The following is a 20752-nucleotide window of genomic DNA, read 5'->3' as shown; positions in this document are numbered from 1 at the left end:
CAGGACGCATCACCCGCATGAACTGCCAACGAGAGAAGAAAAGCCATGAGCAAATTGCGTTTCGCCGCGATCGGCATCAATCACGCCCATATCTACGGCCAGGTGGAATGCCTGCTGAACGCCGGCGCGGAGCTGGTCGGCTTTCATGCCGTCGAGGACGATCTGGCGAAGGCTTTCGCGGCAAGATATCCGCAGGCGCCGCGAGTCGCCGAGCGGGCGAGATTGCTCGAGGACAAATCCATCGCGCTGATTCTGTCGTCCGGAGTTCCCGCCGACCGCGCGCCGCTCGGCATCGAGGTGATGCGCCACGGCAAGGACTATATGAGCGACAAGCCGGGCATGACGTCGCTTGAGCAATTGGCCGAGGTGCGCGCCGTGCAGGCCGAGACCAAGCGGATCTATTCGATCTGCTATTCCGAGCATTTCGAGACCCGCTGCACCGTGAAGGCCGGCGAGCTGATCGCATCAGGCGCGATCGGCAAGGTCATCAACACCGTCGGGCTCGGCCCGCACAAGCTGAAGAATCTGCCGCGGCCCGACTGGTTCTATTCGCGCGAGCGCACCGGCGGCGTCCTGACCGACATCGCCTCGCATCAATGCGAGCAGTTCCTGTTCTTCGCCGACGCGCTCGACGCCAAAGTCGTCAGCGCGACCGTCGCCAACCGTGCCAATCCCGACAGGCCGGAGTTGCAGGATTTCGGCGAAATGCTGCTGCAGACCGGCGACGTCACCGGCTATGTCCGTGTCGACTGGTTCACCCCCGACGGCTTGCCCAATTGGGGTGACGGCCGCATCACCATTCTCGGCACGGAGGGCTACATGGAGCTGCGCAAATATATCGACGTCGCCGGGCAGGGGGGCATCGACCACCTCATCATGGTCGATCGCAAGGGTGTCCATCGGATCGACTGTTCCAATGTCGAGCTGCCCTATGGCCGCCAGCTCATCGCCGACGTGCGCGACCGCACCGAGACCGCGATCCCGCAGGCGCGCTGCTTCAAGGCCATGGAGCTGGCGCTCACCGCGCAGGCGATGGCGGAAGGACGGGTGTAAGGCATGTCGAAGCGCAGGACAGTCGCCGTTGTCGGGCTCGGCATCGGCCGCAGCCATATCGACGAAGCTTATGCGCGCTTGCGCGACCGGTTCGATCTGCAGGCGATCTGCGACCTCAGCGAGGAACGTCTCGCCGCCGTCGGGGACGAGTTCGAGGTCGCCCGCCGGACCACCTCGTTCGACGAGGTGCTGGCGATGGACGATATCGACATCGTCGATATCTGCACGCCGCCGACGCTGCACTTTCCGCAAGTGATGGCGGCGCTTGCAGCGGGCAAGCACGTGATCTGCGAAAAGCCGCTGGTCGGCTCGCTGCACGAGATCGACCGGATCGTCGCCGCCGAGGCCGGAGCGCGCGGGCGCATCATGCCGGTGTTCCAGTATCGCTTCGGCAACGGCCTGCAGAAGGCGCGGCGCATCATCGAGCTTGGTCTCGCCGGCAAGCCTTACCTGGCGACTATCGAAACCGCCTGGCTGCGCGGCGCCGCCTATTATTCCGTGCCGTGGCGCGGCCGCTTCGCGACCGAGCTCGGCGGGGCGCTGCTCACCCACGCCATCCATTCCCACGACATCCTGACCTGGCTGATGGGCGACATCTCCGAAGTGTATGCGCGAACCGCAACGCGCGTGAACGCGATCGAGGTCGAGGATTGCGCGGTGGCGAGCCTCGTGATGCAAAGCGGCGCGCTGGCATCGCTGGCCGCCACGCTGGGATCGGCCAAAGAGATCAGCCGTCTCCGGTTCTGCTTCGAGCACGTCACCTTCGAGAGCTCGCTGTCGCCTTATGCGCCCGGCGACGATCCCTGGCAGATCATCGCGACCTCGCCGGAAGCCGAAGCTGATATCGCCGGCGCGCTGGACGGGTTCGCGTTCGTGCCGTCGCGGTTCGAGGGCTTGATGGCGGCTTATCACCAGGCGCTGGAAAATGGCGGCCCGTTGCCGGTGACGTTGCAGGACGCGCGGCGTTCGCTGGAGCTGATCACCGCGCTCTATCACGCCGCCGAAACCGGCGCGGCGGTGAGGCTGCCGATCGGCAAGGACCATCCGAAATATCGCGGCTGGCGGCCGGCAGCGGCGCCCGCGCCGGGTCAATGAGGCGGAAGCAACGCGATTTCGGCCTTCGCTGCGCCCCGCTCAGGCGCATGATGGGGTAGTTACGTAATTACGGTGACAGTGCACTTAACTCATGAGCCTTCGAGAGAGCGAATTGAGTGCACTGTCACCGTAATGCTTTCTTGTGCACGTTCGTGCGCGTTTGCTCACCGGGTTTCCGTTGGATTTCCGGCGGGAAAGGGGCTTCCCCTCTGAAGACCTGCTTTCATCAATTACGTGACAGTGCACTTAACTCATGAGCCTTCGAGCCAGCGAATTGAGTGCACTGTCACCTTAATGCCGTCATGCCATGAGAGGTCAACCCGACTTCACCGCACGCCGGTGCCCTTGCAGCGCTGGCACTTCACCACCTTGTCGCCCTTCTTGAGCAGGCCTTTGCCCTCGCAATTCTTGCATTTCTGCTTCTTCTTGATGTTCGGGCCTTTTTCGCTCGTCATGAAAGTCTCCTGACGCCGTGCGACCATGATCCCTCGCCATGTCTGGCGAGGGCGCCACGTCGCAGCTTCGCAAAAAGACCCTACAGGTCGACCAGGCCGCCGTCGACGAACAGTTCGGCGCCGGTGGTGTAGGTGGCGTCGGCGGCAAGGTAGAGCGCGGCTGCGGCCACTTCAGCCGCCGTGCCGGTGCGGCCTAGCGGGATGCGGGTCTTGGCGCCTTCGATGAAGCCCTCCTTCTGGGCGGGCGTGAGGCCGCCCTTGTCGAGGATCGGGGTGATGATCGGACCCGGGCTGATGGTGTTGACCCTGATGCCGCGCGGGGTCAGCTCCTTGGCGATGGTGCGGCCGAACGAGCGCAGCGCCGCCTTGGTCGAGCCGTAGACGGTGGCGCCGCCGAGGCCGCCAGTCGCGCCCGCCACCGAAGCGGTCAGGATGATCGCGCCGCCGTCCGGAATGACCGGAATGGCATGCTTGATCAGGAAGAACGCGCCCTTCACGTTGACGTTGAACTGGCTGTCGTAGAGCGCCTCATCGACTTGTGCGATCGGCGCGAACTTGGCGATGCCGGCGTTGACGAACAGCACGTCGATGCGGCCGTGCTTGGCCTTGACCTGGTCGACCAGCGCCTTCGTGGCGGCCACGTTGCCGGCGTCCGAGAGCAGCACCTCGATGCCAGGCAGCGCCGCCTTGGCGGCCTCCACCGAGCGCTCGCTGGAGCCGGTGACGACGACGGTCGCGCCCTCGGATTGAAACAGTTTGGCAGTCTCGGCGCCGATGCCGGTGGTGCCGCCGCTGATGAGAGCGATCTTGCCGTCGAGCTTGGCCATGATGGTGTCCTGGGCTGGGTGGTTGGTCTGGCCAGACAGATGGGGGCTGCCGCGGTGCACGCAATGGTGTCGGCCGTTTGCTCATCATCGCGTCTTCAGGCGGGACCGCGCAAAACGAGGACGATAGCGCATCTCACGTCAGGCGGCAGTCCGGCACAGCTGATTCAAGCCTGCGAACGGAGTGCACTATCACCGTCACAGGATCGCGCGCGACGGAACCTTCCGCTCAGCCCCCGGTTCGCCCAAATTCGCGGCGGCGCACTTGTCACTCCCGGGCCAGCGCTTGTTGATGTAGGGTCTGCCGATGTCACCGTCCGATCCCGTCAGGAGTGCCCACGACCGCCGCCAACGCAGGCTGTTGATCGTGCTGGTTCTCGGATTTGTTGTTTTTGCCGCCGCTGCGGCCGCGCTTTTTGACGTCCTGCAGCCCGAAACCCTGCGGATCGCGGTCGGGCCCGCGGGCAGCGACGACCATCAGGTGGTCCAGGCGATGGCCCAGGCTTTCGAGGAGGAGAGCAGGACGGTCAGGCTCGCTCCGATCACCACCGATGGAGCGGCCGCATCCCTGGCTCTGCTGGGCGCCGGAAAGGCCGACCTCGCGATCGGCCGCGGCGATCTGGCCATGCCGGCCGACGCGCAGACATTGGCCGTCCTCCGCAAGAATTACGTGGTGCTGTGGACGCCCTCGGGCCGGCCGGGCAAGAACGCCAGGAAGAAGTCCACGGCAAAGATCGAGGAGATCGCTGATCTCGCCGGTCACAAGGTCGGCATCATCGGAAAGTCAGGAGCCAACGTCGCGGTCCTGCGGACCGTTCTGGAGGGCTCAGGCGTGCAGCCCGACAAGGTTGCCACGGCTCAGTTCGGGACCGACGAAATCCAGAAGCTTGCCCAGGACGCCACCCTCGATGCGTATCTCGCCGTCGGTCCGCTCGACAGCAGGATCACCGCCGACGCGATCGCGGCGACGGCCGGATCGCGCGGCGCCCCGAAGTTTCTTGCCGTGGACACGTCCGAGGCCATCGCCTTGAAGCACCCCCGCTACGACGCCGAGGAGATTCCGGGCAGCGTCTTCAGCGCGAGCCCGGCCTGGCCCGAGGACAAGGTCGACACCATCAGCGTCAATCATCTCATCCTGGCCAGAAAGGAACTGTCGGAAGCCAGAGCGGCGGCCTTCTATCGGCAGCTTTTCGCCGTGCGCGACACCATCGCGCAACGTGTCGCCGGCGCCGCGCACATTACCAAGCCCGACACGGAGAAGGAGGCGGAGCCCTCCGTGCACAGGGGGGCCGCGGCGGTCATCAACGGGACGGAGCGGACCTTTCTGGACCGGTACGGCGACTATTTCTGGTTCGCCTTGCTGCTTCTGTCCGGCATCGGTTCGGCCGCCGCCTGGCTGCGCCGCTATCTGAACCGGGACGAAGGGGACGACGACACCAGCCACCGCAACCGCATTCTTGCCGTGGTCGCGGAGGTTCGCAACGCGCGGTCCGAACAGGACCTGTCGACATCGCAACGCGAAGTCGACGCGATCATCGGCGAAATCCTGAAGGGCTACGACGACGGCGCGATCGAACAGGAGGATCTGGCCGCATTCGATCTGGTCCTCGAGCTGTTCAATCACGCCGTCGCCGAAAGGCGAGCGACGTTGCAGAGCGATCCAACCGATCAGGCGAAGACTCAGAGTCCGAGCCTTGCCGCTCGCCGGTAGAGGCATGTGGGACGTGAGAGCGTATTGAGCTGGACGCAGCTGCTCAAAGGTCACCGCGGCGCCTCTTGATCAGTATTACGGTGACAGTGCATACAATCCATCAGCCTTCGAATCCGCAAATTAAGTGCACTGTCACCGTATGGCAGTTTATTGTCACAGGCGATATGCGGAGCCGAAGCATTTGCCGGTGGCAGCAGTCTGTGATAGCAGCAACTAACTAGCAAAGGCTCCGAGCTAGCGGCATCGGCCCAGGCAAGAAGCATGGATCCGCAGGAAACAATCCGCTTGTTGGACGAGCTTGTAACGCTCGGTTTCAGCAATGAAGCATTTCAAGTGCTCCATCACTTCGGCGACGAGGCAACTATTCATGCGCACCGCGCCTACTGCGAATCTCCCGATACCTTCAGGGCCGGTGGCAATAATGAGCTGGTTCAAGAGCGACTAAGAATGGTGCTTGCTGCATACAGGGCAGGGGGATTCAAATCGCGCAATCCAGGAGTTTTTGTCGCCTTGGCGGAAGCCGCCGTCAGGGATGGCGTTCCCCGATGAGTGTCACAGTGTTGGATCTCAGAGGGTGTGATTCTTTTGTAGCCGAGTAGAAAGTGATGGCGGGCGCGGCGCTGGGCGTGATTCCGTGCAAGGGCTGATTTGCAGGAAGCAGACGATGGCCGATGACAAGCTGTTTGGAGATTTGCCTGAACAGGCCAAGCCGCAGGCTAATGTCGTGCGGCATGGCGCGCCGCGCCCGCGGGAGCCGAAGCGGGATTACGGGAATTACGGTGACAGTGCACTTAACTCATCAGCCTTCGAGATCGCGAATTGAGTGCACTGTCACCCAAAGACAACTTCGACATTGCCGCCCGGCCAATCCCCAACAAAATCTGCAAATTTGTCGGCAACTGTCCAATTTGGGTTGGAACTTTTCGTTCCATGCGCAGTTTATTGGTCTTTGAAGGCACATTCCGGGGCTAGGGGTGTTTCAACAAGTCTACCAATTTTGCACGTCATATGGCGGACTGGTCTGGCTCATGCTCGCGGCCGATTTGTCCATTGCCCTGGCATATTTTGCCATTCCCGTGACTATGGCGGTCGTCCTCAGGCATCGGAAGGACGATGTACCTTACCCATGGCTTTGGACGTTGTTCGTGATATTTATCATCGCCTGCGGGTTGACCCACGTCGTGCACGTATGGTCGGCCTTCACGGGTGTCGAATATCTCGCTGCGCAAGTCACCATCGGGCTGATCACGGCAACGGCGTCAGTCGGCACTGCAATCGCATTCGCTTTTGTCTTGCCACAGATGAAGAACCTGCCTTCGCCGAAGCAGCAGCGTGCCCTTTTGGAGCAGGAGGTTGCATATCGAACCAAAGAGAAAGATCGGCTGATCCGCGAGATCAACCACCGGACAGGCAACCAGCTTCAAATCATAAGTTCGCTTCTGCGTTTGGAACGGAAGGTTGCCGATAACGACAAGACATTGGCAATGCTTGATCGGTTGGCTGCCGAGGTTGAGCGTATGAATGAGAGGCATCGCGCTCATTCAACCTTTGATTATCTGGGACCAGATCATCTGTTTGATGACGTTATTCCCACAGCACAACAGTTGCCTCTTACCGACAAACGACATCCTGCCGGGGGCTAAAGTGCGGTCATAGCTGCGTTTTTTGCTCGAAAAGTTCCGTTGGGAATATCCTAATAAATGACTTGGAATTACGGCGACAGTGCTGGACTGCACCCCTGAAGTGAGACACGATAATTGCAGTGACAGGCGGTTGCCACGACGCCTTACCTTGGGTTGCTTTGCGTGAATGCGGTTGAAGGCGATCTTGCCTCCACTATAAGGCGCCGAGCTTCAATTTGTACCTTGGTCCATAACGGTCCTTCCCTGTGAAGCAGGACGCTCAGCCTCGTGATCGCCACGGTGCACAGGTGGTCGGGTTCTCCGGGTACGCATTCGGCCAATTCCCAGTCTGTGGGCGACATGAAGGACGGGTCCTTCCAATAGCTCGCGTGAAGTTCTCTTTTGTCCCACAAGCACGTCGCAGCTGTGCCTGCGCACGCAATCATTCGCTGCTGGATAGGATCCATGAGATCAATGTCGTATATCTCCGTTTGTCCGTACCACGTTCTTCCTTGGGAGCCTCTGTCCTCGTTTCGGTAGATTCGTGCCACGGGCCTTGGCCTCCCGTGACAACGACCGAAATGCTGGCCGACCACTAGATGACCAGCCTCATGTATCGCCATGAATCGCCTCTCACGCGCGCAGGTGCGTCTCAAGTCGCTTTTGCTGTCGTCCGGAGTTCTTTTCGCGGCCATGAGCGAGGAGATAGTCTCTATTTTGCTGGCACGAATGATGACAGAAAACGTTCGCGTCACCGTAACATCACACCAGCATGTTCCTCATCGCAGCGGGCAATCGTAAGTCGTGACGATATAGATTCCACGACGCATCCGTTTCGAAGCAACGATTTCGCAACTTGATCCAACGTGGCGGAGCCACTTCGAAGCCCCGCCGTCCTGAGTGAGGTTATCGCTCGGGTTCGAGACGAGGTAAGCGTCGTTTTCCATGCCTGCCATTCCCCAGCTTTCCCAATCCAGCATAACCGAGTCCCTGTCCGCGAACTCTCGCATTGCGTCATCGTGAGAGAGCGACCAGGCTAGAAACCGAACTTCATCCTTCGCTAGAGGCAGTGCCCAGAATGTTCCGCAGGCCAGCGTGAGCATCACCACCAGCGAGATGACGATCGAACGCGCTCGGGGCGACTTTCTCTCAACGCCTGCCCAGATGCAGAGCCCGATGCTAACCAATGCCACCGCGGGCAAGTAGATGAAGATGAGAAGCAGAAAGGTGCCAAAGTGTTTATCCCATGCAAAGGGGGCCGCAGTCGTGACCGCGGCAATAGCGGTAACAAGTGGCAGCCACCGGAGCGTATGAACAATTTTCTCGGGAGTTCGGGCAAAGGAGGTCATGGTTTCAAATTTATCGAAGAGGTCTTTGGAGTTGCAAGCACGAACAGGCTTTCGTCCGTCTTCGCTTTCAGCTTCGCCGGACACCACGCTTCGCGCTTCGGTCTCCGCGTGGCTGCGCCACGCGTAGCCCGCAGGGCGACCAGTCCGTCTTCGCTTTCGCTTCGCTCCAGCTACGCCGGACACCACGCTTCGCCCTTCGCTCTCCGCGTGGCTGCGCCACGCGTAGCCCGCAGGGCGAAGCGTGGTGGGCCCGGCAGGACTCGAACCTGCAACCAGACCGTTATGAGCGGCCGGCTCTAACCATTGAGCTACAGGCCCCGCCGCAGGGCGGCCGCGGGAAGGCGCGGCCGGCAACGGTGCGCGGTTCGTTTACAGGGATGGAGGCGGGGGTGCAATGCCGGGACGCCGCGATCGAACTGCCGGCGTCGTGGCCCGGGAGGTATTCCGAATAACCGAATTCTACGATGATGCCCTTATACGCCTGTTTTGCCCGACGGATCAAACGTTTTTTGGGTGATGTTCGGTTTCGTTGTCGTAACTTGCTGAAATCGCCTGACTTTTCTACTGTGCATGGGGTTGTTTTTCCCGTCCTGACGAGATGGGACCCGCGAAGCGCCCCTCCGTCGCCCGCTCAGTCCACCGAGACGCCGGCGAACTCCACGACCTTCTTCCACTTCTCCGTCTCATCAGTGACGAGCTTGCCGAACTCGGCCGGCGTCATCGGCTTGGGGATGCCGCCGTTCTCGCTCAGCCGCGCGAGGACCTTCGGGTCGGCCAGCGCCTCGTTGACCGTCTTGTTGAGGAGCTCGACGATCTCGCCCGGCGTGCCCTTCGGCGCGGAGATGCCGTAGAAGCCGACCGATTCGAAACCCGGCACGGTCTCGGCGATCGCCGGCACGTCGGGCACGGCCGGCCAGCGCTGCGGCGAGGTCACGCCGAGCGCGCGGACATTGCCGCCGCGCGACTGCTCGAGCGCGGAGGGCAGATTGTCGAAGATCAGCTGCACCTTGTTGGAGATGATGTCGGGGAAGGCGAGCGCCGATCCGCGATAGGGCACGTGCACCATGTCGCACTTGGTCATCGCCTTGAACAGCTCCGCCGACATGTGCACCGAGGTGCCGTTGCCGGACGAAGCGAACGAGATCTTGCCGGGGTTGGCTTTGCAATAGTCGATGAACTCCTGCACCGTCTTCACCGGCATCGCGTTGGAGACGACCAGCATGTTGGTGAGCTGCATGATGCTCGCCACCGGCACGGTGTCGCGCAGGAAGTCGAACGGCAGCTTCTTGTAGAGCGAGGTCGAGATCGCGTTGTTGGGCGCGACGAACAGCAGCGTGTAGCCGTCGGCCGGCGCATTGATCGCGGCGGCCGCCGCGATGTTGCCACCGGAGCCGGCGCGGTTCTCGACGATGAATTGCTGGCCGAGCCGGTCCGACAGCGCCTGCGCCATGATCCGCGCGACGATGTCGACCGGGCCGCCGGCGGCAAAGCCGATCAGCCAATGCACGGGACGATCAGGGTAGCCGGCGGAGGCGGGAGGGGACGCGGCGACGAGCGCGAGAAGAAACATCAGCCCGAAACCAGCGCCCCGCAAGATTCGCAACATGTCGCCTCCCATTGCTTTATTGTTGGGCGGCATGCTTTCACAAAAACCGCCCGCTGCCTACATCGCCTCTCGTCGATGTTGACGCAGGCGCAGCCGGACCGATGATGAAATTCGCAGTTCCCATCCTTCTCGGCGCGGCGCTGCTGCCCGGCTCCGCTGCTGCTCAAACCGGAGGCAAGGCCATTTCCACCGTGACGATCAGCCTGGGCACGGCGACGCCCGGCGGCGGCTTCCCGCTCTATGGCAACGCCTTCGCGGAGGTGATGAACGCCGCGGATCCCTCGCTCAGCATCGCCCCGCGCAACACCAGGGGCAGCAACGAAAACATTCCGCTCTTGGAGAAGGGCGAACTCGATCTCGCTCTTGTCGCGGGCGAGCCGGCCTATGAGGCCTTTGCCGGCATCGGGCGCGCACCGGTGCGGTTGAAGATCTTGACGGCGATCTATTCGAATCCTGGCATGTTCGTCGTGCGGGCGGACAGCCCCTACAAGACGATTGCCGATCTGGTCGGCCAGCCGGTCGCGTTCGGCGCCAAGGGCTCGGGCCTGCCGATCCTGGCGCGCTACGTGCTCGACGGTCTCGGGTTGAGGCAGGACGAGGACTTCAAGGCCATCTATCTCGACCGCGCCGGCGACGGCCCCGCAATGGTCGAGGACGGCCGCGTCGCAGCGCTCTGGGGCGCCGGCATCGGCTGGCCCGGCTTTGCCGCGGTGGCCTCGAGCGCCGCAGGCGCGCGCTTCATCGCGCCGAGCGCTGAAGAGATCACGCGCATCCGCGCCAGGCATCCATTCCTGAAGCCGCTGACCGTGCCATCAGGCAGCTACCCGAACCAGCGCGAGCCGATCGCCTCGCTCGGCTCCTGGAGCTTCGTGCTGACGCGCGAGGATCTGCCCGACGATGTCGCCTATCGTCTGGCAAAGACGCTGCATAATGTCGAGGCGACGTTCTGCAAGAAGCTCGCCCAGGCCTGCGAGACCAATGCGGCGAACACCGTCGCCGCCGCGCCGAGGCCGGAGCTGATCCATCCGGGCGTGATGAAATATTTTCGCGAGGTCGGTGTAGTGAAGTAGCGAATGGCGAGTGGTGAACAGCGAATGAAGCTCTTCTTCATTCGCTACTCCCTATTCGCCATTCGCCTCTTTCACTTCTTCACCATCGCGCATGCCGGGTCCGGCGGCCCGAACGCCTTGTCGCCGGAAATCGTGGTGAGGATCTTGTAATAGTCCCACGGATATTTGCTTTCCTCCGGCGTCTTCACCTGCACCAGCCAGAGGTCGTGCACCATCAGATTGTCATCGCGAAGCCTGCCGTTGCGGGCGAAGAAATCCTCGACCGGTTTTGCGCGCATCGCGGCGGCGACCTTGAGCGGATCGTCGGTGCCGGCGTCCTTGATGGCGTTGAGATAGTGGATCACTGATGAATAGACGCCGGCCTGCCACATCGACGGCATCTTGTTCATCTTGGCGAAATAGCGCTTCGACCATTCGCGCGTCTTGTCGTCCATGTCCCAATAGAACGAGGTCGTCAGCAGCAGGCCCTGCGCCGCCTGCAGGCCGAGGCCGTGGATGTCGGTGATCAGCGCGAGCAGCGCCGCCATCTGCTGGCCGCCCTTGAACACGCCGAACTCCGAGCCGGTCTTGATCTCGTTCATGTTGTTGGGGGGGCCGGCAGCGATGCCGATGATCTTGGCCTTGGAGGCCTGCGCCTGCAGCACGAAGGAGGAGAGGTCGGGCGTTGCCAGCGGCGGCTTCACCGAGCCCAGCACCTTGCCGCCATTGGCGGTGATGATGCTGGAAGCGTCGCGTTCGAGCGAGTGGCCGAAGGCGTAGTCGTCGGTGATGAAGAACCAGCTGTCGCCGCCGCGCTTGACCACGGCGTCCGCGGTGCCGACCGCGAGGGCGCGGGTGTCGAACACCCACTGCATCGCATAGGGCGAGCAGAACTTGCCGTGGAAGTCGGCGGTCCCCGTGGAGTGGGTGATGAACAGCCGCTTCTTCTCGTTGGCGATGTTCTGCACCGCGAGGCCCACCGCCGAGACCGGTACGTCGACGATCAGGTCGACCTGCTCGACGTCGTACCAGCGCCGCGCCAGCGAGGCGCCGATGTCGGCCTTGAGCTGGTGATCGCCGACCACGATGCTGATCGGCTTGCCGAGCACGGTGCCGCCGAAATCGTCGATCGCCATCTGCGCCGCCGTCACCGAGCCCTGGCCGGTCGGCGCGGAGGCCGGGCCGTTCATGTCGGTGAGCACGCCGATCTTGACGATGTCGTCGGACACCTGCGCCGAAGCTGTGCCCGACAGCAGCGCCGCCGCCAAGGCGGCCGCGACCGGCAGTCCAAATGTCATTGGATTCACGCTTGTCCTCCCCTGATCCGGCGCGTTGGCCGACAATTGCCTGTCCCGGGTACGGCCCGGCTGAATTGGTTTCTTTTGCAACTATTTGGGGGTGGGCGTCAATCTCAGGCCGCGAAGCGGATCTGCCCGGCAGGCGAGGGGTCATAGCCGGTGAGCTCCTCGGCGCGCTGGCGTAGCCGACGTTCGCTGAGGAACCGGATCAGGGCCTGCATGGCCGGGCGGAAATAGCTGCGCTGCCGCATCGCGAGGTCGAAATTCTCCCAGACCAGCGGTACAAAATCGAGCCCCGCGGACCGCGCCGCGGCGCGCGTCGCGACACCGCAATCGGCTTGGCCGGCGCGGACCACTTCGGCAAGATCAGGGCCGGTGAGAGCAGGCGTCTCGACCCGCCGCAGATCACGCGCCGAGGCGCCCGCGCGCGCCAGCAGCGTATCGAGCAGCATCTGCGCGCCCGTGCCCTGTTGTCGCATCGCGACCTTGGCGCCGAGCGCCAGCACGTCGGCAAGCCCGCTCAGCCGCATCGGATTGCCCGACGGCAGCACCAGGCCCTGCTCGCGGCGTACGAAGGCCACCAGCAGCGCATCATGCAGGTCCGGCGCGTCGCGCAGCGCCGTCGCACTGGCATCGGCGGCGAGATTGCCCTCGGCATCGAGGCTGTGGAAGTGCACGGCAACCGCCATGACCTCGTCGCGCTGCAGCCGCTCGAGCCCGCGTGCACTGCCTTCGGTCATGAAGCCAAGGCTTGAACCGGACTCGCGCAGGCTCCAATCCAGCAGCTCATCCTGGCTGCCGCCGACGACCGGCGGCGGCTCCGCCGTCCGCATGCCGGCCGGACGCGCCATGCCCGAGAGCACCCAGAGATCGAGTTCGTGCCGCGGGAAGAGCCATTTGCCGGTCACCTTGGTGCACGGGATCGCGCCGTTGGTGACGAGTTCGTAGAGCTTGCGTTCGCCGAGACGGAGATAGTCCGCGGCTTCACTGGTCGTCAGGAATTCCATCCTGCATTCCTATGCAAATTCTTGCTTCTTTTTGACGTTCAACGCAGGTGGAATTCTGCACTTCGATTTTCTTCCGCGCGGACCATGCCTGATGATCTCGTCGCTTTGCAACACATCCTGACGCGTGTTTCGACTTTGGTTGAGGATTCTGCGTCGCGCTGATGGTGCGAGCCTTGCGACCCGCCTTGGTACGCGAGAACGCAATCAACGTGCCGCTTGATGCATTGCCGAACTTTCCCGGCGGACCGGTCCTTGCGCGGTCACGAGCGGTTGCCAAACCGCACGCTGCATGGTCCATCATGTGGCATGACCCAGCGCCTGCCGCCATCGCTGACGCCGCTTGACACTGCGCTTGCCGCGCTGCTGCGGAACGTTGATCCGGTCGCGCCGATCGAATTGCCGCTACGGGACGCGGTTGGCTGTATCTCGGCGGGAATGCCGTTGCTGCCGGCCCAACCGCCGCGCGACATTGCCGTCGTGGATGGCTGGGCGCTCAGCGCCAACGATCTCGTCGGTGCGTCCTCCTATTCGCCGCTGCCTCTGACCGAGCTTCCGGTCTGGGTCGATGCCGGCGACCTCATGCCGACGAGGTGCGATTGCGTGCTCGACGCCGATGCTGTCGAGGTGTCGGGTCCGCTCGCCCAGGTGCTGGCGGAGGGCGTTCCGGGACAGGGTGTTGGGCGCGCCGGCAGCGACGTCGCGGACAACTCGCCCGCTTCCGTCGAGGGATATCCTGTCGGATCAGCAGCTCTCCTGGCCGCACGCGTTGCCGGTTGCGAAAAGCTGAGTGTCAGGCGGCCGCGCTTGCGTATCGTGAACGTGCCCTGCAATTCAACCGCGACGATGCAGATGATTGCCGACCTCGCATGTGCGGCAGGGGCGGATGTGAGCGCGCATGAAGCGGTCGCGCGTGATGCGGCGTCGATCGCGGAGACGCTCGACGTTTCCGCCTGCGATAGCCTGTTGACGATCGGCGGCAGCGGCGTCGGTCGCGCGGATTTTGCGGTGGCGGCGCTGACCCAATGCGGAGCGGAACTCGCCCATGGTCTTGCGCTTCAGCCTGGTCGGACTGCAGCCGTCGGGCGGCTGGGAAGGGTTCCCATTGTCGCCTTGCCCGGCTCGCCCGGTTCGGCGCTCGCGGTCTGGCTTGCGTTGGTGGTTCCTCTCATCGACAAATTGTCGGCGCGGCTGTGCCGTCGCACGGCCACATTTCCGCTCGCGCGCAAGGTCGCATCGAGCGTCGGTCTTGCGGAGATCGCTCTGCTGGCTGAGGACCATAAAACCTGGATGCCGCTTGCCGTGGGCGAATGGCCGCTCCAGGCCATCGCCCGCGCGGATGCATGGCTGCTCATTCCCGCCAGCGACGAGGGATTTGCGGCGGGCGAGCCGGTCGATGCTTATCTCATGCGGGAATGATATGGATTCCGGCATGACGATGATCCCGAAGCCGCCGGACCGCGGGCTCGAGCAGGAGCAATTTCTCAAGATCCTCTCGCGCGAGGAGGCCTTGGCTCGCTTCGAGGCGGCGCTGTTCCCGCGTGCAATCCCAAGCCAGCGGCGCAGGCTTGCCGATGCACTTGGCGCAGCACTCGCTGAAGACATCACCGCGCCGATCGACGTGCCGCCGTTCGACCGTTCCAATGTCGACGGCTTTGCGGTGCGCTCGTCGGATATTTCAGCCGCCGGAGAAGGCGCGCCCGTGAATCTCGTGCTGAACGGCGAGACCATTCACTGCGGCATTTCTCCGAGGCTGCACGTCGCAACGGGAACCGCAACCCCAATTGCGACTGGAGGCCCGCTGCCGCGGGGCGCCGACGCCGTCGTGATGGTCGAGCATACCCAGCCGAGCGGCTCCGACGCGATCGAGATTCGCCGCGCGGTGTCTCCGGGGCAATTCGTGTCCTATGCCGGCTCCGACATCGCGCGCGGCGAAGCGCTGTTGCGCGCCGGAACGATCATCGGCTCGCGCGAGATCGGTATGCTGGCAGCTTGTGGCGTCGCCGACGTCAGAGTTGCCCGCAAGCCGCGCGTGGCCGTGATTTCGACCGGAGATGAACTCGTACAGCCCGGCGAGGCGCTTGCGCCCGCGGCGATCTACGATACGAACGGTGCGATCGTCGCAGCCGCGATCGACGAGAACGGCGGCGAGGCGGTTTTCCTCGGCGCCGTTCCTGATGATGAGGCCAGGCTCGAGGCCGCCATGCGCGGCGCGCTCAGAGATGCCGACATGCTGGTACTGTCAGGCGGCACATCGAAAGGCGCTGGCGACCTGTCCCATCGCATCATCGGCCGGCTCGGCCAACCCGGTATCATCGCGCACGGCGTCGCGCTCAAGCCCGGCAAGCCGCTGTGTCTCGCGGTGTGCGACGGCAAGCCGGTGGTGATCCTGCCAGGCTTTCCGACCTCGGCGATGTTCACCTTCCACGACATGATCGTGCCGGTGCTGCGCAAAATGGCCGGACTGCCAGCGCGCTCCGATGCCAGGGTGAGCGCGACCGTGCCGGTGCGCATCACCTCCGAGCTCGGCCGCGTCGAATTCGTCATGGTCTCGCTGGTCGAGGGCAAGGACGGCTTGATCGCCTATCCCTCCGGCAAGGGTTCCGGTGCGATCACATCCTTCGCGCAGGCCGATGGTTTTTTGCGCATCGACGCACTTGCGGACCAGATGCCGGCAGGGACCGAAGCGGAGGTGACGCTTTTCACGCCGCATGTGCGGGTGCCTGACCTCGTTATTGTCGGCAGCCATTGCACCGGCCTCGATCTCGTCACCGCGCCGCTCGCGCATGTGGGCCTCGCCGTGCGCTCGATCGCCGTCGGCAGCCTCGGCGGACTTGCGGCGGCGAAGCGCGGCGAGTGCGATCTCGCGCCGATCCATCTGTTCGACGACAGAAGCGAAACCTACAACACGCCTTATCTCGTCGAGGGGCTCGTGCTCGTGCCGGGGTGGCGGCGGATGCAGGGTATTGTCTTCCGCAAGGACGACAAACGTTTCGATGGGCTTGGTGCCGAGGCGGCGGTCGCGGCTGCGCTCGCTGATCCCGCCTGCATCATGGTCAACCGAAACCAGGGGGCCGGCACACGTATCCTGATCGACCGGTTGCTTGGCGGCGCGCGTCCGGAGGGCTATTGGAACCAGCCGCGCTCGCACAATGCTGTGGCCGCCGCCGTTGCACAGCACCGCGCCGATTGGGGCATGACCATTGCGCCGGTCGCCCATGCGGTCGGCCTTGGTTTCATTCCGTTCGCGGAAGAACACTATGATTTTGCGCTGGTGACGGCGCGCAAGCAGCGGTCGGCGGTGCAGGCGTTCCTCCACGCACTCGGCTCAGACGAGGCGCGTGCTGCACTGGAACGAGCGGGATTTCGGCCCGCATAGACGATGGGCGACGCGGCACTCAAGCCGCGCGGCGTGAAGGGTGAGGACGCGTGCGCGATTTGCGCGCGGCGTTCGAACGCTTTCAGGACCACGCGCGTGCGGGAGACCTCGCGCCAACATCTGGCTGAAAGAGCGCACCAATGCGAGTTGGGTCTACCGCCACGACGCCGGGTCGGCGCCGCTGGCGGCTTGAGCGGCCCGCTCTCGAGCGCGTTCGCGCTCTTCGGCTTCCGCGAGCGCTCGCTGTGCTGCAGGCGGCAGTGGCTTGGGGTCGGGAGGGACGTCGACGATCCTGTCGCTGCCGGTCGCCCGTCGGCTCAGCCGTTTGATGCTGTCGATCATTTTCCAGAGGTCGAACACGAAATCGACGACGGCCATTATGGCATTCAGGAGAGAGTCGGTCATGACTGATCCGGAATACGTCCCGATCAGTAGTCGCAGTACGCCTCGATACGGTTCGATATCCCGTTAAGCGCTAGGATGCCGCATCGAGCGCCGCGAGCCGCTCGGCCTCGGCGATGTCCTCGACCGTATTCGCATTGAAGAACGGATCGAGCGGCTCGGCCGGCCATGTCACCGTCGCGAGCGGATAGCGTGCGGTCCAGCGATCGATCTTGCGGAGGTCCTCGACGACCAGGGCGTGGCGTAGCTCGTCACGCAGCGCGACGCGCCACAAGCCGATCACCGGATGCGACTTGTCGCCGGACGCGGCGACTGCGAGTTGCGCGTTCTCTCTGGCGCGCGCTTCGTGCAGCCGCGCGACGAGGTCGCGGGGCAGGAACGGGCAGTCGCCGGCGGCGCTGAGCACCCATTCGATCTCCGGTCGGTTCGCCGCGGTCCAGTCGAGCGCCGACAAAATTCCGGCGAGGGGGCCGGGAAAATTGGGCACGTCGTCGGCAATGACCTGCAAACCGTACGATGCGAAGCGCGCGGGATCGCCGTTGGCATTGAGGATCAAACCGTCGCATTGAGGCGAAAGGCGCGCGATCACGCGCTCGAGGATGGTGCGGCCGTCGATGGTCCGCATCGGCTTGTCGCCGCCGCCCATGCGCCGCGCGAGGCCGCCGGCGAGCAGCACGCCAAGAGTTGGAGGAGTGTCCGTTGCCGGAATGCTAGTCGTCACCAACTTCGCCCTTGCGCTTGTGTTTTGCCGATTCCTCTTCGACGTAGTCGAGGTTCTGGTCGTAGACGATGCGTTCTTCGCCGGCGAGTACGATGAAGCGCTTGCCACGGGTGCGTCCGACCAGCGTGAGGCCGACTTGCCGTGCGAGATCGACACCCCATGCCGTGAAGCCGGAGCGTGACACCAGGATCGGAATCCCCATCCGCACGGTCTTGATCACCATCTCCGAAGTCAGGCGCCCGGTGGTGTAGAGGATCTTGTCGGACGCATCGACGCCGTGGCGGTACATCCAGCCTGCGATCTTGTCGACGGCGTTGTGACGGCCGACGTCTTCGGTGTAGCAGAACGGCTCGCCCTCCTTGCACAGCACGCAGCCGTGGATGGCGCCGGCCTCGAGATAGAGCGAGGGCATGGTGTTGATGGTCCGTGTCATCTGGTAGAGCCAGGAGGTGCGCAGCTCGGCCTTCGGCAGCGCAACGCTCTCGACCGCCTCCAGCAGGTCGCCGAAGGCGGTGCCCTGCGCGCAGCCCGAGGTCTGGGTCCGCTTTTTCAGCTTGGCTTCGAAATTGGTGTGGTGTGAGGTGCGCACCACGACCACGTGGAGGTCGTCGTCGTATTCGACCTCCGTAACCGCATCCTGATATTTCAGCATGTTCTGGTTCAGCAAGTAGCCGAGCGCCAGATATTCCGGATAGTCGCCGATCGTCATCATCGTGACGATCTCCTGGGAATTCAGATAGAGCGTCAGCGGCCGCTCCATCGGAACCTTGATCTCGACCCTGGCGCCGGTCTGGTCGGTCCCGGTCACGCTCTGGGTCAGGCGCGGGTCGTCCGGATTGGGGACGATGAGCGGCACCGGGGCTTTATCGATCTTCATCATGGCCGCGACGTTAGCATGACATTCGGGTCAAGCCGATATAAGCATGCGGTCGACCATGGAGAAGACGGTTCCGGCACGTCAAGCAGTCGGCGGAGATTGAGTTGCGATGAAAGTCATCGGCCTTGCGGGCTGGAGCGGTGCGGGCAAGACCACGCTGTTGACGCGGCTGATCCCGCATTTCAACGCGATGGGTCTGCGAGTTTCGGTGATCAAGCATGCGCATCATCGGTTCGACGTCGATGTGCCCGGCAAGGATTCCTGGCGCCACCGCGAGGCCGGTGCTGCCGAGGTTCTGGTCGCGTCGTCGAATCGCTGGGCCTTGATGCACGAATTGCGCGGTGCGACGGAGCCGCGGCTGCCGGAACTCCTGAGCAAGCTGTCCGCGGTCGATCTCGTCGTGGTCGAGGGTTTCAAGCGCGAACCGCATGGCAAGATCGAGGTGCATCGCGCGGCCAACGACAAGCCGTTGCTGTTCCCGGATGATCCCGGCATTGTCGGAATTGCGACCGATGCGGCGGTTGAAACCCGGCTGCCGACGGTCCATCTCGATGATATCGAGGCTGCGGCTTCATTGCTGTTGCGTGCGGCGATGCCGGTCGAGGAAGCGGTTGCAAGAAGCGTGGCGACGCGCTGACGAGGAACCATGGCGCAACTGTCGGATGATTGCTTTGCCTTCGGCGGACCGATGATGTCGGTCGACGAGGCCGTTGGCCAGATCACGACCCGCGTCAAGGCGATTGCTGATTTTGAGACGGTGGCATTGGTTGATGCCGACGGACGTGTTCTGGCGCGCGATATCGCCGCTACCTTGCCGTTGCCGCCCTTCACCAACTCCGCCGTTGACGGCTACGCTGTGGGTAACGAGGATCTTCCGCAAAAAGCCGAACAGGCATTTCCGCTTGATGGACGCATCCAGGCCGGCGGCCTTGCGCAAGCGCCGATCAAGCATGGCCACACCGCGCGTATCTTTACCGGCGCGCCGATGCCGCCGGGCGCCGAGACCGTTTTCATGCAGGAAGACGTCCGCATCGATGCATCAGGCAAGATCGTGCTGCCTCCCGGGCTGAAACCCGGTGCCAATGTTCGTCCGGCTGGAGAGGACATTCCGGTCGGGCATGTCGCACTGCGCGCCGGCCAACGGCTGCGACCGCAGCATGTCGCGCTTGCCGCCGCGTTTGGCCTGACCCACCTCGATGTCGTCAGGCGCATCCGCGTCGCGGTGTTCTCGACCGGCGACGAACTGGCCTCGCCCGGCGAGCCGCGTGCGGCGTCGCAGCTGTTCGATTCCAACCGCTTCATGCTGATGGCGATGCTGCGCCGACTCGGTTGCGAAGTCTCCGATCTCGGCATTTTGCGCGACGAGCGCAATTCGCTGGCGAACGGATTGAAGCTGGTTGCGGGCAGCCACGATCTGATCCTCACCACCGGCGGCGTCTCGACCGGCGAGGAGGATCACGTCAAGGCGGCTGTCGAGAGCGTCGGCTCACTGGTGCTGTGGCGGATGGCGATCAAGCCCGGCCGGCCCGTGGCGATGGGCATCATCCGCGGCACGCCGTTGATCGGGCTGCCGGGCAATCCCGTCGCGAGCTTCGTGACGTTCGTCCATGTGGTGCGGCCGACCGTGCTGGCGCTTGCCGGTAGTCTGCCCGAACCGCTGACGCCGATTCCGCTGCGCGCCGCCTTCTCCTACAACAAGAAGATCGGTCGCCGCGAATATGTACGTGCGTCCTTGCGCCGCGCGCAGGATGGCACATTCGAGGTCGTCAAGTTCCCCCGCGAAGGGGCAGGCCTGTTGTCGTCATTGGTGGAGACTGATGGCCTGATTGAACTCGGCGAAGAGGTCACGCGCGTCGAACCGGGCGACAGCGTAGGTTTCCTGTCCTACGCCGACCTGTTCTGAGGTCCTCGCGTTGACGCCGTCGATCCCTCCCGCCATGTTGCGCTCATGACCAGAACGACGCTCGATCTCACCGGGCTGAAATGCCCGCTGCCAGCCTTGAAAACGCGCAAGGCGCTGAAACCATTGCAGCCGGGCGATCAGCTCGAAGTCCACTGCACCGACCCCTTGTCGGTGATTGACATTCCGAACCTGATCCGCGAGACGGGCGACACGGTGGAGATCACCGAGCGCAACGAGGCGCGCATCGTGTTCTTGATAGAAAAAGCAAATGGCTCGATAGACAGCGCCAATGCTGCGCTGCGTTCTTAGGCGCGTGACCGCGCCGGTACCGACCTTTTATCTATCGACATCGATCACGGCTTCTGCCCCAATTGACTTTGTCCGCGCGGGCGCGGAGGTTGAGT

22 protein-coding genes and 1 tRNA gene are annotated in these 20752 nt (G+C 63.5%); 12 read left to right on the top strand and 11 right to left on the bottom strand.

Going from position 1 to position 20752, the window contains the following annotated elements; genetic code table 11:
• The first annotated feature begins 45 nt into the window (after positions 1–45).
• Positions 46–1053 (top strand): Gfo/Idh/MocA family protein, encoded by a 1008-nt coding sequence (locus tag JQ621_RS23145; protein WP_212236986.1) that lies wholly within the window; start codon positions 46–48, stop codon positions 1051–1053.
• Positions 1054–1056: 3 nt separating this feature from the next.
• Positions 1057–2148, top strand: a complete 1092-nt coding sequence (locus tag JQ621_RS23140; RefSeq protein ID WP_212236985.1) for a Gfo/Idh/MocA family protein — start codon at positions 1057–1059, stop codon at positions 2146–2148.
• A gap of 326 nt (positions 2149–2474) precedes the next feature.
• On the opposite strand, the gene JQ621_RS35800 is transcribed toward JQ621_RS23140, so the two are convergent.
• Together JQ621_RS35800 and JQ621_RS23135 are read right to left on the bottom strand one after the other, a co-directional pair.
• Positions 2475–2603 (bottom strand): hypothetical protein, encoded by a 129-nt coding sequence (locus JQ621_RS35800; RefSeq protein ID WP_007600646.1) that lies wholly within the window; start codon positions 2601–2603, stop codon positions 2475–2477.
• Positions 2604–2683: 80 nt separating this feature from the next.
• On the bottom strand, positions 2684–3430 hold the full coding sequence (locus JQ621_RS23135) for an SDR family oxidoreductase (RefSeq protein WP_212236984.1): 747 nt from the start codon (positions 3428–3430) through the stop codon (positions 2684–2686).
• A gap of 304 nt (positions 3431–3734) precedes the next feature.
• Between JQ621_RS23135 and JQ621_RS23130 the strand changes: the two genes are divergently transcribed.
• From JQ621_RS23130 to JQ621_RS23115, 4 genes are all read left to right on the top strand, one after another.
• Complete coding sequence (locus JQ621_RS23130; protein ID WP_212236983.1) at positions 3735–5138, top strand: TAXI family TRAP transporter solute-binding subunit; 1404 nt, start codon at positions 3735–3737, stop codon at positions 5136–5138.
• A gap of 261 nt (positions 5139–5399) precedes the next feature.
• Complete coding sequence (locus JQ621_RS23125) at positions 5400–5687, top strand: hypothetical protein (protein ID WP_212236982.1); 288 nt, start codon at positions 5400–5402, stop codon at positions 5685–5687.
• 115 nt (positions 5688–5802) lie between these two features.
• Positions 5803–5961 carry a hypothetical protein gene (locus JQ621_RS23120; protein WP_212236981.1) on the top strand — a complete coding sequence of 53 codons (159 nt, stop codon included), beginning with the start codon at positions 5803–5805 and terminating at the stop codon, positions 5959–5961.
• 205 nt (positions 5962–6166) lie between these two features.
• Positions 6167–6781, top strand: a complete 615-nt coding sequence (locus tag JQ621_RS23115; RefSeq protein ID WP_212236980.1) for a sensor histidine kinase — start codon at positions 6167–6169, stop codon at positions 6779–6781.
• A 758-nt stretch (positions 6782–7539) separates the two neighbouring features.
• Here the strand turns inward: JQ621_RS23115 and JQ621_RS23110 are convergent.
• The 3 genes from JQ621_RS23110 to JQ621_RS23100 all read right to left on the bottom strand — a co-directional run bounded on the left by JQ621_RS23110 (position 7540) and on the right by JQ621_RS23100 (position 9715).
• Complete coding sequence (locus tag JQ621_RS23110) at positions 7540–8193, bottom strand: hypothetical protein (protein ID WP_212236979.1); 654 nt, start codon at positions 8191–8193, stop codon at positions 7540–7542.
• Positions 8194–8351: 158 nt separating this feature from the next.
• Positions 8352–8427, bottom strand: a tRNA-Ile gene (locus JQ621_RS23105).
• Between the two features lie 313 nt (positions 8428–8740).
• Complete coding sequence (locus tag JQ621_RS23100; RefSeq protein WP_212236978.1) at positions 8741–9715, bottom strand: Bug family tripartite tricarboxylate transporter substrate binding protein; 975 nt, start codon at positions 9713–9715, stop codon at positions 8741–8743.
• A 104-nt stretch (positions 9716–9819) separates the two neighbouring features.
• Between JQ621_RS23100 and JQ621_RS23095 the strand changes: the two genes are divergently transcribed.
• A complete protein-coding gene (locus JQ621_RS23095; protein ID WP_212237198.1) occupies positions 9820–10785 on the top strand; it encodes a TAXI family TRAP transporter solute-binding subunit in 966 nt (321 codons plus the stop codon).
• Between the two features lie 71 nt (positions 10786–10856).
• On the opposite strand, the gene JQ621_RS23090 is transcribed toward JQ621_RS23095, so the two are convergent.
• The 3 genes from JQ621_RS23090 to JQ621_RS23080 all read right to left on the bottom strand — a co-directional run bounded on the left by JQ621_RS23090 (position 10857) and on the right by JQ621_RS23080 (position 13370).
• Positions 10857–12071, bottom strand: a complete 1215-nt coding sequence (locus JQ621_RS23090; protein WP_212236977.1) for an ABC transporter substrate-binding protein — start codon at positions 12069–12071, stop codon at positions 10857–10859.
• Positions 12072–12175: 104 nt separating this feature from the next.
• Complete coding sequence (locus JQ621_RS23085) at positions 12176–13069, bottom strand: helix-turn-helix transcriptional regulator (protein ID WP_212236976.1); 894 nt, start codon at positions 13067–13069, stop codon at positions 12176–12178.
• Positions 13047–13370, bottom strand: coding sequence for a hypothetical protein (locus JQ621_RS23080; protein WP_212236975.1), 324 nt, complete (start codon positions 13368–13370; stop codon positions 13047–13049). The genes JQ621_RS23085 and JQ621_RS23080 overlap by 23 nt, the downstream gene beginning before the upstream one ends.
• 5 nt (positions 13371–13375) lie before the next feature.
• On the opposite strand from JQ621_RS23080, the gene JQ621_RS23075 reads away from it, so the two are divergent.
• Both JQ621_RS23075 and JQ621_RS23070 read left to right on the top strand, forming a co-directional pair.
• Entirely contained in the window at positions 13376–14485 is a 1110-nt protein-coding gene (locus JQ621_RS23075; protein ID WP_212236974.1) for a molybdopterin-binding protein, read from the top strand.
• A 13-nt stretch (positions 14486–14498) separates the two neighbouring features.
• Positions 14499–16445, top strand: a complete 1947-nt coding sequence (locus JQ621_RS23070) for a molybdopterin biosynthesis protein (protein WP_249125488.1) — start codon at positions 14499–14501, stop codon at positions 16443–16445.
• A 153-nt stretch (positions 16446–16598) separates the two neighbouring features.
• Here the strand turns inward: JQ621_RS23070 and JQ621_RS23065 are convergent, their stop codons facing one another.
• The 3 genes from JQ621_RS23065 to fdhD all read right to left on the bottom strand — a co-directional run bounded on the left by JQ621_RS23065 (position 16599) and on the right by fdhD (position 18448).
• The gene (locus tag JQ621_RS23065; RefSeq protein ID WP_212236972.1) at positions 16599–16850 is read right to left on the bottom strand and encodes a hypothetical protein; all 252 of its coding nucleotides are present in this window, start codon (positions 16848–16850) and stop codon (positions 16599–16601) included.
• Between the two features lie 70 nt (positions 16851–16920).
• On the bottom strand, positions 16921–17571 hold the full coding sequence (gene mobA / locus JQ621_RS23060) for a molybdenum cofactor guanylyltransferase MobA (protein ID WP_283813209.1): 651 nt from the start codon (positions 17569–17571) through the stop codon (positions 16921–16923).
• Positions 17558–18448, bottom strand: a complete 891-nt coding sequence (fdhD, locus tag JQ621_RS23055; protein WP_212236970.1) for a formate dehydrogenase accessory sulfurtransferase FdhD — start codon at positions 18446–18448, stop codon at positions 17558–17560. Before fdhD ends, mobA begins: the two co-directional genes overlap by 14 nt.
• Before the next feature lie 106 nt (positions 18449–18554).
• Between fdhD and mobB the strand changes: the two genes are divergently transcribed.
• The 3 genes from mobB to JQ621_RS23040 are packed head-to-tail and all read left to right on the top strand — an operon-like array spanning position 18555 to position 20657.
• Positions 18555–19082 carry a molybdopterin-guanine dinucleotide biosynthesis protein B gene (mobB, locus tag JQ621_RS23050; RefSeq protein ID WP_212236969.1) on the top strand — a complete coding sequence of 176 codons (528 nt, stop codon included), beginning with the start codon at positions 18555–18557 and terminating at the stop codon, positions 19080–19082.
• A gap of 9 nt (positions 19083–19091) precedes the next feature.
• On the top strand, positions 19092–20348 hold the full coding sequence (locus tag JQ621_RS23045; protein WP_212236968.1) for a molybdopterin molybdotransferase MoeA: 1257 nt from the start codon (positions 19092–19094) through the stop codon (positions 20346–20348).
• 45 nt (positions 20349–20393) lie between these two features.
• Positions 20394–20657 (top strand): sulfurtransferase TusA family protein, encoded by a 264-nt coding sequence (locus JQ621_RS23040; RefSeq protein WP_212236967.1) that lies wholly within the window; start codon positions 20394–20396, stop codon positions 20655–20657.
• Positions 20658–20752: the final 95 nt, after the last annotated feature.

The sequence above is a fragment of the Bradyrhizobium manausense genome (assembly GCF_018129685.1).
GTDB lineage: Bacteria > Pseudomonadota > Alphaproteobacteria > Rhizobiales > Xanthobacteraceae > Bradyrhizobium > Bradyrhizobium manausense_D.
The sequence above is the reverse complement of the archived record's forward strand: the minus strand, read 5'-3'. Positions and strand labels throughout refer to the sequence as shown.